Here is a 15,825-nt window from a genome sequence, read left to right as displayed (position 1 = left end):
ACCTAAATATGACCAAAAAAATCCATTTATGGCGGTTCGCTGCCATTGTGTATAGCCCCTTATCCGTCGCATTTTGTCTTAGTGACGACGTCCAAGATATTCAATCATTAAACGCGATTAACCAGAATCGAATAACGTCATGGGCTCGAAACGAAGTTTATTCAGAGCCACAGTTTGGCATTGCACTAGGCGAACTTGAACACGATGCTCATACAAACTCTTTTTCGGCAGCTTGGCCACAAACAGAGCAAGCACTCGCGAGCGTCCCGCAAACTTTTGAAAGTACACTAAGCGAACAAAGTCTATTCAACCGCCTCGGTAAAGCAGGCTCTTCTACGCTGGAAGTTTTAGGGCCAGTTGGAGATGCGGTCGCTGTGGGCTTTTGGCTAGACAACATGGTAAGTACATTTTCTCAGGAATCCTCTACCCGTCTTGATGAAGCCGCTTCTGTTTTTTCCATCATTCCTCTCGTTGGTGACGAGTTAAACCTATTGTCGAATGATATTAAGTACTTCGCAGCGAAAGAAAAAATTGAAGAGTTTGAAAGCCAATCACATTACGTGTTTAGTGACCACTCGCCAGATTTTTATCGCTTCCATCACAAAAAAGAGGACGCAATTACTCTACTTAACAGATACGACAATCACGTATTACAGAGTGCCGAAATGTATGTCGACCACTTACTTCTTGAAGCTGACACAGAATATCGCCGACTGACCGCTGCATACGATAGGCAACTTTCTAAGCAAATGGCACGCATTGATTTAGAAATGTTGAAATCTATCGCGCATGTATCGCCTGAATCAAATCTGCACCAACCTCTATGCCACAACGTTCACTCCTCTTTAACAGAACTAGAACGCTGTATTCGCACTGAAGGGCCCTCACGCATTGACAATTTAGTTAATAACCTAAACGAAGATGACTACCACGCGCTCGCTTTAAAATTACATAGCAAGAAAAGAGAGCTCGTTGAAATCGCTTTACGCCGACTATCCACGCACAGAATGAACATAGTTAAAAGGCTAATAGAAAGGTCAAAACCTCACGTCGCATCGATCATAACACACAGCAAAATCAACCGAAGTACATTGGAATTTCAAGTCAGGCAAAGTGGACTGAGAGAGTATGCAAACGAAGTTTGGGGACTTGATTATCTCAGTGAAGAGCAACTTAAAACTGCTACCTTACTGATACGCCCAGCCAGAGAATGTTGGGGAGTTCCTGCCATTGTACCAGGAGGCATTAAAGCCTCTGTCGATGCGTGTAAAGACTCTGGTGCATTATACGATACTTACCACCCTAAAAAGGACCCAGAGTTATCAGAAGTGTTGCTAAAAAAGGTTGAACTTAATGTCGAAGAGCATATTGCATCAAGAGTTATTGATGGTTGGCCAGCTGGCTTATTTAAAACTCACTTAATCAATACTGCTAATGCCTACATATCTGGCCAGCTCTCTAATCAGTTGTTTGAGCAGCAATTACCCCTGCTAACTGACATAGAGATTCTTAGCTACCAAACGTCTTTAGTGGATTATCTAGAAAGCAAAGGAATCGACGGTTCAAACCCCGACAATCGTACAAACTGGTATCAGATTAGCCGTTGGTACGAGCTGCTGCTAACAGAACGACCAATTGGTGGGGTATTAGATCAAATCAAACAATATGAAATTTTTAGATACTTTATTCAGCCGCAATTCAAACTGGCTATTTCAATGTCTTACATACGCTCTCTCAATTACTCGATACCGTTTCCTAGCGTTTACTCTGCAGCAAACCTTAGGTTTTATGCCCCTCAAATGGCAGACATACTCGATAACGTGATGTCGCAACCTAGCGCTCACTTTGAGCGAAACTTTCAAAGCGCTATTGACAGCATAACGGAAAAGGCTATGAAGGCGACAAGTGCCAACCAACTTCAGTATTTATTGGGCGATCTTTCTCTCTATCTTCAAATAGCACAGCATCAGCAGTCAGAATCAAATATATCAACCAACAGTAAACATCAACTATTCAACAGCACGCTATCACCTCTGCATTTGAGCTATCTATCACAAGACCATCAAGACACCATTGCGTTTCAAGTTGGCGAAATCTCAACCCATCAGATTTGGTCACACCTTGCTGATATCAAGAACACGTTAAGCCAAGGAGATATTCAAACGGCAGTAACGCAACTAGGAGCCATCGTTAAGGAGGATGACTTTACCATGCTTCCACACATCAACCATATGTTGCTTAGAGAGCTAGAAGATTGGATTGAAGTTCAATTGGCATTAGAGGAATAAGTCTATGAAACATAAAATTACACTATCCCTTTTGACCTTGATGCTACTCATTAATTCAAGCGGTACATTTGCTGGAAAAGGTTCTGAATTTGGACTCTTTTATGATGTTCCAGACGGCGTAAAAGTCATCGAAGGATACAATTCCACGGCTTATGGAAACCTCTATCGCATGTCCAGAAATCTATACGTGCAAACCAAGAGTGACGCCTACCTTGCAGACATGAGCGTGTTAATTCGCAACCTGCAACTATCGCCAACAGGGCGTGAGATTTTGCGACAAATAGCGACCTACGAACCAGTAAATGCACCCGATGATGCTGTTGAACCGCTAATAGAGCATACGATCGGAGTCGATCAATCAAAGGCCACTGTTGTCACTGTGATCAGGGAGCCAGAAGGCCCAGGCCGACTATTCGAGACAGTACCTTCGATATTCGAAGATCAACAAAAAGCTTCACTGGCATGGCAACGACAATTCAATGGTAAAGGCGTGTCGAATACAATACTCTTCTCCACCACAGAAATGGTTAACATTCCAGGAAAGAACACACCATTTGATCAAACTGTCGCTTTAGGACATGAGCTCATCCACGCTCGAGACTTTGCTTCTGGCGCTGTTCCACAAGGCAGTACACCTTTGTCTCATCGACATCCCGACACCAACCAAATCACAGAATATGTCATTCCGAATTATGAGTACCAAACGACAGGAATTACACACTACAACAATGCTGAAAATGGGCGAGATCCTGTAACGGAAATCAGTAGTGCCAGACAATCAATGATCAACCTTCGCGAAGAGATGTATTTCGATTGGAAATCACTGGGACAAGAAAAGGCTAAGGCGTATTTAAAAAATGAAAAAGTAGTGAGCGAGTTTCATTTAGCTGATGATCTAGGAAAAGCGAAGCGCAATACTTATTGGCCAAAAGAGCACTACGACTATCAACCCTATGCCCTTGAAACTAGACCATCTGCAACACCTCAGCATGCCCCTAAATGGGATACCGTAGAAGGAAAGCAAGCTCATATAGAAGTTAAACAAGCACTCCAAAAGTCATTAAGTGAAGGGAATAAGCCAGCGATTGTTATCGTTGACGCTACCGAACAGCGTCTTTCTCAAAGCCTGCAAAACTCGCCAGCGCTTACACGAAGAGGCCTTAGTAACCAAAGTTCCATTTTAAAATACGCAGCTCAGAACGACATTAAAGTGGTCAACCTATACAGTGCCGCGAATGAAACGCCACTGGGCTCGCTAAAGAAACGGAAAAAGAACCTGCTGTATCGAGCAATTTCCGGTCAAAGAACAGGCGAGACACAAGGTTATCGAGATGTTCAGTACAACGAAGGCAACCAAACAGCCCTAACCTCGGCACTGGAAGACAATGACGAAGTGTTAGTGATGGCCTACTCTGACGGCAAAGTAACAACCAATATTATCGACAATCTTTCAGAAAACATGCAAAAACAAGTAGTGGTATCGCGATACGCTAACTTGGATTACCAACCATCAAACCTCAGCGCAGAAGAAAGCACGGCTTGGAAATCGCTAGGAAGAAAAGACAATGTAAGAATGCTTGGAGGTGGCAGTCGCTCTCGCTTCAATATATGTAGCATCCAATAAAAAAGGCTCAAAAAGCCAGTTTGCAATCAATAAACGTCGTATACAACTGGCCCTTTGTTAGTGATTAACCACAATAGCAAAGGGCTGGTTTATGACAAATAAACCCGTTGCGTGACTTAAAAATGAAATCACAACGAAACAAAAGTTTGAGTTAATGGGGCCGGTTATACACTGGGATTCCATCAGGAGGATCTATGAAACACTGCCCATCTTGTTCAACTGAACTGGTCGCAAGAGACGATGTACAAATTTGCCCACGCAATGAAATCGGCGACTGCTATTTTGATGGCTATGAGCAATATCAGCTCGAATATCATCAACTTAAAAACAACCAACAAGACTCAACGTTCGACATCGCAGACATTGTTGCCGATTAGCTGGCCAAAGCCTTAGTCGGTAACTTACTTGCTTGCTTACCTACTTACTTATCAGTAAAGCGGTCGTAAGTGAGACACCGGCAATGAATTGTTTCTCAAATATAGAGACACGACCGGTTCAGATGAGCCCGTAAATAATTCTATGCAGTTGCCAACATTGAAAAAGCCCCGATGTAAGACACATCGGGGCTTTTAATACTTCTTCACGCCACAAGTAATTGACGAATTAGATAGCGGTTTAGTCGAGGACTACCACATTAGATCATCTGGGATCACGAAGTCTTTGTACGGGTCATCTTCGTCTACTTCATCTGAGCTTGAAGCTTGAGTATCAACGATAGATTCTTCGTCACGCATCGCGATCTTGTTCGCTACCGCAGTAGGGATAACTACATAGCTTTCGCCTTGACGCGCGATACTTAAGATACCTTTACTTAGTTGCTTTTGAGTCAGATCTTCTACGTAAAGATATTTAACTAGCGTACCATCGGTGAAGTTGTATTTGATCTCACCATTCTTCTGTTCGATCTTGTTCATCTCAATCAGTTGCTTCACTTGAGCTTTAATTTCTTTGCTCAACTGCTGTTCTTTCAACTGTTGGTTTAACTCTTTGTCTTTCGCTTGCTGCGCCAGTTTAGTTTCTTCTGCTGCCGCTTTTGCTTCACGAGACTGAACGCGAGACTTTTTAGAGCCCTTCTTCGCCTTCTTTAATTTTTTCTCATTTACCAAGCCAGCTTTAAGCATTTGCTCTTGGAGTGTTAACTTTGCCATGACTTTCCCAGTTCAGGATTAAAAACGACACTATCATACCTGTTTTTGAGGAATCTGTTTACTGAACAATGGCAAAATTTATGCTGATAGAGCAAGGCGGTTAGCGTTATCCCTTATCGTGATTCACAGCATCCATTTGTGGTTATTTCCCGACCTATGATTTCCACGAAAACACACCACTAGTGACTTAGCCTCAAATCCAAATCGTTCCTCTGTTTGTTAGCGTGCGCGCGTATCACTTATCATTCCGACAAAGCAATATGTTAATTATCAATGAGTAATCAAATTTATAAAACCATGGCATATATCTAATATTTGGATAATTCTGATAGAGTTATAACTCCAATATCATAACTCTTTACTACGTTATTCTTTAAACCAATCAGTAAGGATAACGTGAAAATGAAAACTCAATGGACTTGCCTGAGTGCATTACTTGCATCAGCTTCATTCATCTCAACCTCGGCTATTGCAGATACCGATGTGTACCTGACCAACAACACCAACCAAGTGATGACGATTCAAACCAATCATACTGGTACCGACCTACTTCAGTTCGGTGATGAGTGGCAGCAACATGTTGAACAAATTGGCCCTTGGGAAACCAAAAAGCTGATAAGTTTCAACCGCTGGACAGGCGTGAAGTCCGGTAAGACATACGAGTTTGACACAGTAGTCTCAAATTCTATTGGGGAGAGCGTCACACTTAATCAAACCATGGAAGGACATTGGTACAACTCAACACTGCAACACGGTTTGAGCGCAGCAGACGTCGACTTAACACTGCATGATGATCGTAATATTCACCGTAATTCAACCGATGCTTTTGATGTGAATACTGAACTTGCCTTCAAAGCTGATAACACCGCTCGCTACGATGATATTTACTACACTATCACCCCACAAAAAGTGGATGAGCAACCAGAGCCAGATGCCAACACATTGAAAGTGATGACCTACAACATTTGGGCTCTACCCGCTATCGCTTCGCACATCGGCGATCGTTACGACCTCATCCCTCAATACGTTAAGGGCTACGACGTGTTAGCGCTTCAAGAAGTGTTTGCCAACGGACGAGATGAGTTCCTGCGTGAACTAGCAAAAGAGTATCCTTACCAAACCAAGATGCTCGATAAAGATGGCATCAACATCTATGACGGCGGCGTGATCATTGTGAGCCGTTACCCAATCGTCAACGAAGCACAGTACGTTTTTCCTGATTGCACCGGAACGGACTGCTTCGCAGACAAAGGCGTGAATTACGCTGAAGTCATCAAAAACGGCCAGGCTTACCACGTGTTTGGTACTCACACGGCATCATTTGATACCGATACCGCTCGTGACTACCGACAGCGCCAATTTAAACAGATGCGTCAGCTTGCTCAATCACTGGAAATACCAACTTCAGAGACGGTTATTTACAGCGGCGACTTCAACGTGAACAAGCTGAAGTTCCCAGACGACTACCAACAGATGTTCGCTAACCTGCAAGCTGCTGAGCCGGAGTATTCAGGTTATACCGCTTCCACCTTTGATCCTCGCATCAACAACTTTGCGGGTGAACCTATGTCGGGTGGTGAGAACGTTGAGTATCTCGATTATGTGGTAGTGAGCTCGGAATATGCAGCTAAAGCTCATAACGACAATCGCGTGGATGTCCCAAGATCAACAAGCAGTGAGTTATGGAAACACTACAACCTTTCAGATCACTTCCCTGTTAGTGCTGTCATCAAGTAGCGCGGTGAACGGATAATGCATCGAGTTATATTAATCCTAATGCTCGTCGCGGTGACGAGCATTGTTGGCTACTCATGGTCATCAAAATCGATTGAAACACTGCAATCCTCTGTCCAACACACAGAAGCAAAAAGGCACGTATCTAAAACGGCTGATGACAATGGTCCCACATCAAATACGGCAAGCTTTTCAGACAATCGCGTTTCGCAAGGTAAACAAGTCCAAACTGAAAACCTACACGGAAAAGCGTATGCAGAAAACCTAACTGAACTTGAAGGTAAATCGCTGCTGGATGAACTCGATGAGTTTTGGACGCTTTGCCAACAGGTGGGTAATTGCACTGAGCAACTCGCACAGTTGAAAACTGAGTTGCCGATAGAATGGTTTGAACTGTTAAGTGAATACCCGAAGCTCTCTGCTGATTGGCAACTAAGGGAAAGCACAATTCCACTTGAATCCGTTGACTCTTTGGAAGCGCGTGTTGAGCTGTTTAAGCAGTCTGCACAAGAGGTTTGGGGAGAATTAGCCCACCAGCTATTTGCCGATCAATTTGCGCATCTGGACTTTACGCTCAGAGCAAACACGCTTGAGGAAGTTGAGCCCACTGAGTTTATCTTGCACTACCAAGATTTGATCTCGGAATGGGAAAGTAAAACGGGAACATTAAACGCAGAGACTCCGGCTCAAAAATACGAGCTTGCTGTCTCCTTACTGGCAAACAGCTACAGCTCTACTGAATTAGCGACGATCAAGGCTGAACTTCAAGATACATATTTAGATGCCGAACAGGCCGATAATATCGCTGTGCGTGAACAACAAGTGGCTCAACAACAGCAGACGGTGATGACTTATCACGACCAACTTGATCAATTAAAATCGAGCTTAGACTCTCAACGCTCTGCAAGTCATGCCAATTGGGATACTCAGGAATGGAACAGTTACTATCAACAACAAGTAACTGAATTTCGTGAGCAGTTCTTCAGGAAATAAAGAGAGACAATAGTTATAACCAGATTAAGTGAGGCCTTTACGAAACTGCGCCGGTGTTTTATTTAGCCAGCTTTTGAATGCTCGTCTGAAATTAGCGGGGTCGCTATACCCTAACCTTTCGCCAATTTCATCGATACTCATTGCAGTGCCGAGTAACAACTCTTTGGCTAACTCGACGCGAACCTCGGTAAGTAATGTTTGATAACTCGAACCTTGAGTAGTTAAGTCTCGTCTTAATGTTCGAGAGCTACAGCCGAACTCGTAAGCAAGTTGTTCAATACTGGGGACACTGGCCGCGGTTTGATAGAAAATCGTTTTGATCTGATTTGTCAGTAGATGCTCAGAATCCAATGTCTCGACTATCGACTGACAAGAAGCAAGGTAGCGTTTTAACGTGGTCGCATCGTGAGTCAGCAAAGGTTGCGATAAAACGGAAGCATCAAAGCGCAGCTCACACATGCTTTGCTTGAAATGCACAGGGCAATCGAAACGGCTTTGATATCGCTCTGCGTAATTGGGTGGCGCATAAGGTAACGACAATTGGTTTATTGAAAGTGGCTCTCCGGTCAGTTCTTTAAACAGAGACACAATGGAGCTGAGAAAATACTCACTACAAAAAGGCAGCAAGTCGCCCACCTCTAACGTATTTTCAATTTGAATCGCCGCCAGATCCGAATCTACAAGCAACTTGACGGAAAATATCGGCCCATTTAAACGCAGATATTTGAAGCCTGATTTGATGGCCTCTGCTACATCTTGACTGGTCGACAGCGCATAGCCCAACACACCAAAGTGGCTCAAGCTTGCATGCTCTCCGAGCCATAAGCCCAACCCGTCATCAGGAAAGTGTTGATTGGCAATGCTGAACAGTGAGAGTTTGTCAGCGTAGGTCAACTTTCCATTCGGATCTCGTAAGTCCAAACCAGATAAGCCCGCACCAATCAACAGTTGTTCAATATCAACACCTCTTCGCTCTAAGGTGTTCAACAATAGTGCGACATCCAAAGTGCCCAATTGATGTCGATGCTCTGTTGGCATGTACTCAGCGAGAATGTCCACCCCACGCTCCCTATGTGCTTTCACTTTATGTTCACTAATCATAACTAACCGACATGCGCAAAACCGTGATGGAAGATTCACCTTTGTCCGGAAATGACCTCCCAATTAAATCGTTCAAGCGACACAATACCACCAGTTGTTAACATTATGTAAACGAGCGAGCCATGATACAGACTCAACCCGCCCCAGGTAGCATTATTGACACAAACGGTCAGCCCATTATTGGGCACTTTGACGGCATTCCTCACGCTCTTAACATTGAACAGTTCGACTATCGAAAAACCATGGACGGCAAAGCCAACGCATGGCAAAGGCACTTCCACTATAAACAATTTCAGTTTGTCAGTATCGTTACGGCCACTCATATCATTGGTGTCGCCATTGCAGATATTCGTTATCTAGGCTCAGCCTTTGTTTATCTATACGACATCGAAAACAACCAACTTGAAGAGTGTTCATGGCTACGCCCTTTGAGCCTAGATAAACAAGTGACCTCTTCACCGTTTCAAGGCATCACACACATCGCAGGGCAAAGCATTGTGTTTGAAATTCACGATGGCGAATGGCACCTGCGACTCAAAACAAAAATCATCAATGCGGATGTCAGATTCACTCCGCCAGCTAACAGCCTTCCGATGGCAATGTGCAGCCCAACGGGATACTCAGGTTGGACGTTCACCCAAAAACACAATGCCTTAGCTGTATCTGGGCATATCGAAGCCAAAGGAAACATCATCGACCTAAACCAAGCACTTGCTGGGTATGATTTTTCCGCTGGATACATGAGGCGTGAAACCAGTTGGCGCTGGGCAAGCATCAATACACTTGCCGACCAGAAAAGTATTGGCTTAAACCTCGCGGCAGGCGTGAACGAAACCGGTACTTGCGAGAACGTATTGTGGGTTGATGGCTCTAGACACCTACTTAACCCCGTGCACTTTATGTTTAACCGAGATGATATCGACCACCCTTGGACAATCACATCGCAAGATGGGCGCATCAACCTGACGTTTACCCCGATTAACCAACGCAGTGAAAAGCTCAATTTATGGGTACTTAAAAGTAACTTCCGACAGTTCATCGGCCACTTTTCAGGTTCAATTCAAGACAACGACGGGATCATCCATCAGCTAGAGAATGTGCTTGCTCTTACCGAAGATCATTTCGCACGCTGGTAGCGCACCTAGTCACGAAGCAAAAACAAAAAAGGTACAGGAAATGGATATCGACTCACTGATCAATCACCCAGAATGGCTACTGCTTGTGTTGGCTCCCTTGTTCCTGCTTTGTATGTTGGCCGAGTACTTTATTGGCCAGAAGCAAGGTCGATTACCCGACAATTCGAGTTATAAATGGTCTGAAGTACTCTGTAACTTTACGTTGGCGGGTATGCACCAGCTCTCGGATTTGTTAACCGGATTACTGATTGTTCAACTGTATCTTTGGTTATTCGGCTGGCACTTAATGGATATCGAAATGGGTGTGATCAGCTTTATCGTACTGATGGTTCTGCAAGATTTTTTCTATTATTGGTTTCACAGGGCAAGCCACCGCGTTCGCTGGATGTGGGCGGCACACGTGGCACACCATAGTTCAGAAAGCATGAACTTCAGTACGGCTTTCCGTCAGAGTTTGATGTACCCATTTGCAGGCATGTGGTTATTTTGGGTACCTTTAGTCATCATAGGCTTTGACCCTAAATGGGTGATATTTGTGGTGCTTTTAAATCTCGGTTTACAGTTCTTTGTACACACCCAGTGGATAAGAAATCTAGGCCCATTAGAATACATTTTTAACACGCCCTCTCACCATCGCGTACATCACGGCAGAAACCCGCAATACATCGATAAAAACTACGCTGGTGTTCTTATCATCTGGGACAAGCTATTCGGTACCTTCGAACCTGAAGTCGAAACAGTGCGTTACGGCGTCACCAAACCTGTCAACAGTTTTAACCCGATAACGGTGACCTTTCAAGAATGGAGAGGCTTGTTCAAAGCGATGCAAAGCCAAGAACTGACGATCAAGCAAAAGCTGAGGTTTATCCTCTCTCCTCCCTCTGATTAAGTAGGTTGATGAGTGCTAATACACCTTATGGAAGTCGATGAGATTGAATGTAAGATCGCTTACCCAAAAGTCACCGTCCAAGTCGGCGCCTTGCACATATCTTTTGTCGCCCATCTCTAAGGTGACAATATACTTACCCGCGATGAGCCCTTCTACCATATAGAATCCATCGCTTTCGATTTCACTCGAATATTCCGTGCCTTTTTGTATGTGTTTGAAGTGTAAATATGCGTTATCTTCCAGCGTTCCCTCTACAGTGCCGTCAACGCCAAATGACACCACCATTTCGATATGAGCATGGGTCAACCCGACTTGTTTAGTATTCACAAATACGGGGTTTTGAATCGGTGTTAAGTTAAGGTCAAGCGCACCTTCATCGATATAGATAGGCAGATTGTCGCGCGCGGGAACACTTGAGAATTCGAAGCGCCCTTTTGAATCGCTCACCGCACGTTGGTCCAGTATTTGTAAGCTCACACCCGCGATAGGCTGCTTGTGGTGATCATAAACAATTCCCGTCAGCTTAGAATGATTGTATTTATTCCACTCAACGAACTCGCCTATGTTCTCATCAAAATAGGTTTTCGCGCCAAATTCAGTGGTCACCTCCACACCATAACGGTCTTCGTTTCCTTCCAATTTGAAGAGCAGATAAGGGTTCACACGCGCTTCTAGAGAAGCCGAAAATGACACATCTTGCTCTTGATATCTTGCGGATACATTGGTCGTAAGTTCTTGAAAAGCATCAAGTGGGTCCAATATGCACTCTTTGCACGCGTTCCTTAACGAAAACTCGGTTCGTTCATGGTGTCCGGAGCCATTCACTGTGCCCGAGACATTCCAAGAGGTGTCTGAAAATCCGCTCTTGGCTAACCCTATTGTGTGAAGATAATCGTCTTTATGGGAGCTCTTGATATAACGATAGTCGCCAGCGTAAGAGAGAAATAAGTTGGGAGATATCTTGGTATTAAACTTGGGCTCGACACTCAATTCCTTCTCGTCATCTCTCACCGTCAAAAATGCGGTTAGGTTGGCTAGAGACAGGTTATATTTGAAGACGTGGTACTCCATCGACTCCAAATCTAATTCATCGGTTTTATTAAGCTCTATCGAAGCGGATTGATCGCTTCCCAATAAGATATCAAACTCCATTGGAAAGCGGTCGAAATCAGGTAGCCAACCGATGTGACCTGCAAACCAATGGGTGGGCAAGTATCGTCCCTGAAAGCCAATCAAGTCCTTACCGTCTTGTCTCATAAAGGCGCTGCCTACGGTGAAGTAATCCGCGAGTCCGTACTCCAAAGATACGGCGCCCGCTCGATCTGCTCCTTCGTTCCCGACGACTTGAACGCCCCATTCGTTACTCGGAAGAAAGGCATCTTCTAAACCTGCAACCGTGATCTCTTCTTCTCTCCAAACCCCCTTTGATAAGTAGTAACGAAACTTGATGGTGTCTCCGGGTGAGATGTTGTCTTCTTCAACAACAAAACGGCCAAATTCATCGGAGCGATACGTGGTTTGATAGATGCCATTCACCAACACATCAATACTAATATTAGGCTGGGTGGTACGTTCTAATTGCAGGTTACCAAACTCAGGTTGTCGCTTTCGATTAGTGTAATAAAGGCCGTCTTCCAATGTTTGATTGACGGTAAAAACGCTGCCATCCAATAACACATGACCTATTTCTAAAGAGCCTTCACCTTCATGAGCTTCTACCGCAATGTTGTAGTAAACGATGGGGTTATCTTCTCGTGAGTCTATAGACAATCGAGATACCGAGTTCTCGGTCGTTAGGATGGTATCGGAAATGGCGTAAACATCACCGCCAGTTTCGCTGTCATGATAAACAGAAGTAGCGATTCGAGTCGCCAAACCTACTGTAGCCTGCGGTTCAATCGCCGGGATATTTCCCGCACGCTTTAACGCTTCAGCTTTCTGCCGTGATTCATTTTTCATCTTAGAGATAACCGTCTCTAACTCTGTCAATGAGCTAAATTCAGGAGAGACGGTTAGCCGATAATCATCAATATCCCAGCGCACTTTGGCCGGAATACACGCTTGTAAACTGTACCAATGAATGTAGGTTTCTGAGTCAATCACTTCATATTTAATCGACTGGATATTGTTTTCATCGCGATAGCAGATAGCTTGCTCAGTATCGACAATATACGGAGGGGATTCTCTGCCGACATCTTGCGGCAGATAGATTTCGCAGTACCCGCTTTCATCACATTGACCGTTCATTTCCAACAATGAAAACGCAGCGTTTGAGATGGAGAGAAAGGGCTCTTCGTAGTCGTCCATCATGACACGGTAGAAGCTATCTCCAACCCGACCAACGCGAACTTCGATATGAGCAGGATACAGTTCGCTCGCCTCTGGGTTCACTTCTGAATGCGCCGCCAAAGACAGAGACAAACAGAACAACAAGAAACCATGCCAAACCACACGTCTAAGCATTTTACTTTGCTTGAGTCGTCTGCACTCTCGCTACAAAACGCATTCGAACAACGAGTTTTCGTTTTGAACCAGCGAGACCTTTGACCCTTTTGGCAAAGGTTTAGTCAGTTCAGCATTGCGGAGCAACACGACTTTTTCAATATGGTCGTCAACGTTCAGTTTGGCATTGAACTGGAAGTTACCGTCATTACGAATCGTAATGCTTTGATCATCACAGTGATATTTAACGTCTTGTACTGGCTCCCCTTTCTGCACATAAACAGGCACATAGCTGTTGATGTGGAAGTTAAGTTCAAAAGCCGACCCATCATTCGATTTAGCCTTTCCCGACAAGTCGACTTCCGATAAGTCTTTCGCTTTGGCGATAGGAGAAAACCATAAATACGCACGATATTCGCCCTCAGGCATATCTGCTGGCAATGCTGTCATTCGTAAACGAACCGTGCGTCGTTGATTTGGTTTCAACTCACGAATAATTGGGGGCGATACTTTAATCCAGTTCGCGATGTTCTCTGACTGCGTCACACTCGTATCAGTGCGCACCAAGCCACTGGCCTTTACAGGACGGTAAATCGGCTTTATCTCCAAGCGAATGGGTTGATCGGAGTTATTTTCGACAACAATCTTTTCCGTTACCGACGTATCAGCATCAAGAACAAAACGAGTCGGAGCGATCAGGAGTTGAGCATAGGCTTGAGCGGTGAAAAGTAAGCCGAAAACGCATGAGATAAACAACTTCATTTATAATTAACCTCAAAGGGGATAGTACTGGTATAAACACCGGCAGGATGATTAGCGCCAATTTTCACTTTTGCACCAATACACAATAATTTGGTTCTGCCGTTGCCTTTTATTTTGGCTCGGCCTCGTTTTGATAACCCACAACCAAAATAGAACTTCCGAATACGAAGCCGCTTGGATTTACGAGAATGGTTGAGGTATTGCTTTGAAGGAAGAGAAACCACTATTTTTTTCCCTGGTTCACCTTCAACATAAAAACGCACGACATAAACCTGGCTATTCGCCGGGTTAGCATCGGCATTTTGTCCAGATCCAGAGATATACATACCTGGAAACTTTACTTCCATATTTTCTGGAATAATTTCTAATGCATATAATGAAAAAGAAAAAACCATGATGGCAGTACAAAGGGAATGTTTTAAAAATAGTTTCATAGTAAAAGCGACTGATAAATAGCAGTCGCTATTATTAGACTTGTTTTATATCAATTACTGGTAAGTAACATCTACTGCAACGTTTGCAGTATAAGTACCAGCAACTAATGTTGCACTTGAAGTACGTGCTGTGCCACCAATATTAAGATCCGCACTACCACCAGTAAGAGTAATAGCGTTATTAAAGTCGAATTCTGCTGCAATCGTATTTACACCGTTAACTAAGTTAGTATCAGAAATACTTACTGTTACTGCATCACCAGACTCTCCAGAAAGAGTAAATGCCGCAGCTCCTGCATCACCTTGAGCGATAACAACATCGGTTGTGTTATCTGAAGTGATGATACCAAAGTCAAGATCACTAGTTTTTGTCATCGTAATTGCTTGTTTTACTTCTAGTGTTGCATCAAAAGTGTCACTCACAGCGAAAACGTTCGCTGAAGAGATAGAAAGTGCAGAGACAGCAACAACCTTAAAAATTTTGTTCATTTCTTTAATCCTTTATATAAAATCGGCTTTATTATTAGGGTTACCTAATAGTTAATCAGAGTTAACAATTAAGTAACAGCAATCCTATTTAGAAAATATATACATTGACACTAATTTATAAAGAAATGAGGCGCAGTGAGAATAAGATCACGCAAATTGACACAAATAACACTAGCAAAAATAGTGGTATTTAAATAATCCCACCAAATAGATATAAAACTGGTTTTACATTTAATTCCCTTTGTTTTTGTGCGCCATTATTTCTCATGATAGATAAATCAATTAAAACAACCAAAAATAAAGAAAAATAATAAACACTTATTTAATTAAGGTTAATTGTTATATAGATCACCGTATTGCAATAAAGTCTCAAAAGTGAAACAGATCAGTATTTACCTCAAGCTGTAATAAAAATGAAATATTACTAATCCTTTTATTACCCAATTAAAACAAGGCGCCTATAAAGTATTAAAAATGAGACAAGTAGAACTCACCAATTAAGTTAATTTCTACACTCATAAATACCCAGAAATTAATTAAGGCTAAGAGGATTATATAGTAGATGAGCGCCTTTCTGGGTGGAGCGCTCGACAGGTAGATGCAGCAATTGAAACATCAGTACAGAGATAATCAGGGTGCCTCTAACCATTTCAGCTAAATCAAACCGTAAACAAGATCGTTCGCGGTACCTTTAAATCCAATTCATAAAGACCAACAGATAAGGCGATCGAAAGAGGCAAACAGACAGAATCGTCGCTAAGAAACAGTCACAATTGGATTTAAAA

General features: G+C 43.4%; 13 protein-coding genes. 7 read left to right on the top strand and 6 right to left on the bottom strand.

The genetic code is table 11. The annotated features are described in order from the left end of the window. Positions 1-8: 8 nt before the first annotated feature. The 3 genes from AC3CKG_RS06965 to AC3CKG_RS06955 all read left to right on the top strand — a co-directional run bounded on the left by AC3CKG_RS06965 (position 9) and on the right by AC3CKG_RS06955 (position 4,289). The gene (locus tag AC3CKG_RS06965; RefSeq protein ID WP_488529081.1) at positions 9-2,288 is read left to right on the top strand and encodes a hypothetical protein; all 2,280 of its coding nucleotides are present in this window, start codon (positions 9-11) and stop codon (positions 2,286-2,288) included. Positions 2,289-2,292: 4 nt separating this feature from the next. Next, on the top strand, positions 2,293-3,912 hold the full coding sequence (locus AC3CKG_RS06960) for a M91 family zinc metallopeptidase (RefSeq protein ID WP_488529080.1): 1,620 nt from the start codon (positions 2,293-2,295) through the stop codon (positions 3,910-3,912). A gap of 194 nt (positions 3,913-4,106) precedes the next feature. After that, entirely contained in the window at positions 4,107-4,289 is a 183-nt protein-coding gene (locus tag AC3CKG_RS06955) for a hypothetical protein (protein ID WP_017077989.1), read from the top strand. Between the two features lie 249 nt (positions 4,290-4,538). Here AC3CKG_RS06955 and AC3CKG_RS06950 read toward each other — a convergent pair whose 3' ends face one another. Further along, positions 4,539-5,060 (bottom strand): DUF2058 domain-containing protein, encoded by a 522-nt coding sequence (locus AC3CKG_RS06950; RefSeq protein ID WP_004734880.1) that lies wholly within the window; start codon positions 5,058-5,060, stop codon positions 4,539-4,541. 402 nt (positions 5,061-5,462) lie between these two features. Here AC3CKG_RS06950 and AC3CKG_RS06945 point away from each other — a divergent pair, with 402 nt between their 5' ends. Both AC3CKG_RS06945 and AC3CKG_RS06940 read left to right on the top strand, forming a co-directional pair. Further along, a complete protein-coding gene (locus AC3CKG_RS06945) occupies positions 5,463-6,797 on the top strand; it encodes a sphingomyelin phosphodiesterase (protein ID WP_017109792.1) in 1,335 nt (444 codons plus the stop codon). A 39-nt stretch (positions 6,798-6,836) separates the two neighbouring features. Then, positions 6,837-7,787 carry a chromosome partitioning protein ParA gene (locus tag AC3CKG_RS06940; RefSeq protein WP_488529233.1) on the top strand — a complete coding sequence of 317 codons (951 nt, stop codon included), beginning with the start codon at positions 6,837-6,839 and terminating at the stop codon, positions 7,785-7,787. A 24-nt stretch (positions 7,788-7,811) separates the two neighbouring features. Here AC3CKG_RS06940 and AC3CKG_RS06935 read toward each other — a convergent pair whose 3' ends face one another. Then, positions 7,812-8,846, bottom strand: coding sequence for an AraC family transcriptional regulator (locus AC3CKG_RS06935; protein ID WP_488529079.1), 1,035 nt, complete (start codon positions 8,844-8,846; stop codon positions 7,812-7,814). A 164-nt stretch (positions 8,847-9,010) separates the two neighbouring features. On the opposite strand from AC3CKG_RS06935, the gene AC3CKG_RS06930 reads away from it, so the two are divergent. Then, the gene (locus AC3CKG_RS06930) at positions 9,011-10,024 is read left to right on the top strand and encodes a DUF2804 domain-containing protein (RefSeq protein WP_102310926.1); all 1,014 of its coding nucleotides are present in this window, start codon (positions 9,011-9,013) and stop codon (positions 10,022-10,024) included. 40 nt (positions 10,025-10,064) lie between these two features. Further along, entirely contained in the window at positions 10,065-10,913 is an 849-nt protein-coding gene (locus AC3CKG_RS06925) for a sterol desaturase family protein (RefSeq protein WP_488529078.1), read from the top strand. A 15-nt stretch (positions 10,914-10,928) separates the two neighbouring features. Here AC3CKG_RS06925 and AC3CKG_RS06920 read toward each other — a convergent pair whose 3' ends face one another. Genes AC3CKG_RS06920 through AC3CKG_RS06905 form a run of 4 tightly spaced genes read right to left on the bottom strand, consistent with a single transcriptional unit; the run spans position 10,929 to position 15,040 of the window. Beyond that, positions 10,929-13,376, bottom strand: coding sequence for a carboxypeptidase-like regulatory domain-containing protein (locus AC3CKG_RS06920; protein WP_488529077.1), 2,448 nt, complete (start codon positions 13,374-13,376; stop codon positions 10,929-10,931). A 30-nt stretch (positions 13,377-13,406) separates the two neighbouring features. Then, on the bottom strand, positions 13,407-14,117 hold the full coding sequence (locus AC3CKG_RS06915) for a fimbrial biogenesis chaperone (RefSeq protein WP_102307334.1): 711 nt from the start codon (positions 14,115-14,117) through the stop codon (positions 13,407-13,409). Continuing rightward, complete coding sequence (locus AC3CKG_RS06910) at positions 14,114-14,551, bottom strand: DUF4402 domain-containing protein (protein WP_029223395.1); 438 nt, start codon at positions 14,549-14,551, stop codon at positions 14,114-14,116. Before AC3CKG_RS06910 ends, AC3CKG_RS06915 begins: the two co-directional genes overlap by 4 nt. A gap of 54 nt (positions 14,552-14,605) precedes the next feature. Further along, positions 14,606-15,040, bottom strand: a complete 435-nt coding sequence (locus AC3CKG_RS06905; RefSeq protein ID WP_017104493.1) for a DUF4402 domain-containing protein — start codon at positions 15,038-15,040, stop codon at positions 14,606-14,608. Between the last annotated feature and the right edge of the window lie 785 nt (positions 15,041-15,825).

Source organism: Vibrio sp. QJM3NY_15 (assembly GCF_057785995.1).
The sequence above is the reverse complement of the archived record's forward strand: the minus strand, read 5'-3'. Positions and strand labels throughout refer to the sequence as shown.

Bases quoted from the DNA above. Each gene is read 5' to 3' on its own strand.
- AC3CKG_RS06945 (WP_017109792.1), top strand. From the start codon at position 5,463: ATGAAAACTCAATGGACTTGCCTGAGTGCATTACTTGCATCAGCTTCA.
- AC3CKG_RS06910 (WP_029223395.1), bottom strand. From the start codon at position 14,551: ATGAAACTATTTTTAAAACATTCCCTTTGTACTGCCATCATGGTTTTT.
- AC3CKG_RS06965 (WP_488529081.1), top strand. From the start codon at position 9: ATGACCAAAAAAATCCATTTATGGCGGTTCGCTGCCATTGTGTATAGC.
- AC3CKG_RS06920 (WP_488529077.1), bottom strand. From the start codon at position 13,376: ATGCTTAGACGTGTGGTTTGGCATGGTTTCTTGTTGTTCTGTTTGTCT.
- AC3CKG_RS06930 (WP_102310926.1), top strand. From the start codon at position 9,011: ATGATACAGACTCAACCCGCCCCAGGTAGCATTATTGACACAAACGGT.
- AC3CKG_RS06915 (WP_102307334.1), bottom strand. From the start codon at position 14,117: ATGAAGTTGTTTATCTCATGCGTTTTCGGCTTACTTTTCACCGCTCAA.
- AC3CKG_RS06955 (WP_017077989.1), top strand. From the start codon at position 4,107: ATGAAACACTGCCCATCTTGTTCAACTGAACTGGTCGCAAGAGACGAT.
- AC3CKG_RS06940 (WP_488529233.1), top strand. From the start codon at position 6,837: ATGCTCGTCGCGGTGACGAGCATTGTTGGCTACTCATGGTCATCAAAA.
- AC3CKG_RS06925 (WP_488529078.1), top strand. From the start codon at position 10,065: ATGGATATCGACTCACTGATCAATCACCCAGAATGGCTACTGCTTGTG.
- AC3CKG_RS06950 (WP_004734880.1), bottom strand. From the start codon at position 5,060: ATGGCAAAGTTAACACTCCAAGAGCAAATGCTTAAAGCTGGCTTGGTA.
- AC3CKG_RS06960 (WP_488529080.1), top strand. From the start codon at position 2,293: ATGAAACATAAAATTACACTATCCCTTTTGACCTTGATGCTACTCATT.
- AC3CKG_RS06905 (WP_017104493.1), bottom strand. From the start codon at position 15,040: ATGAACAAAATTTTTAAGGTTGTTGCTGTCTCTGCACTTTCTATCTCT.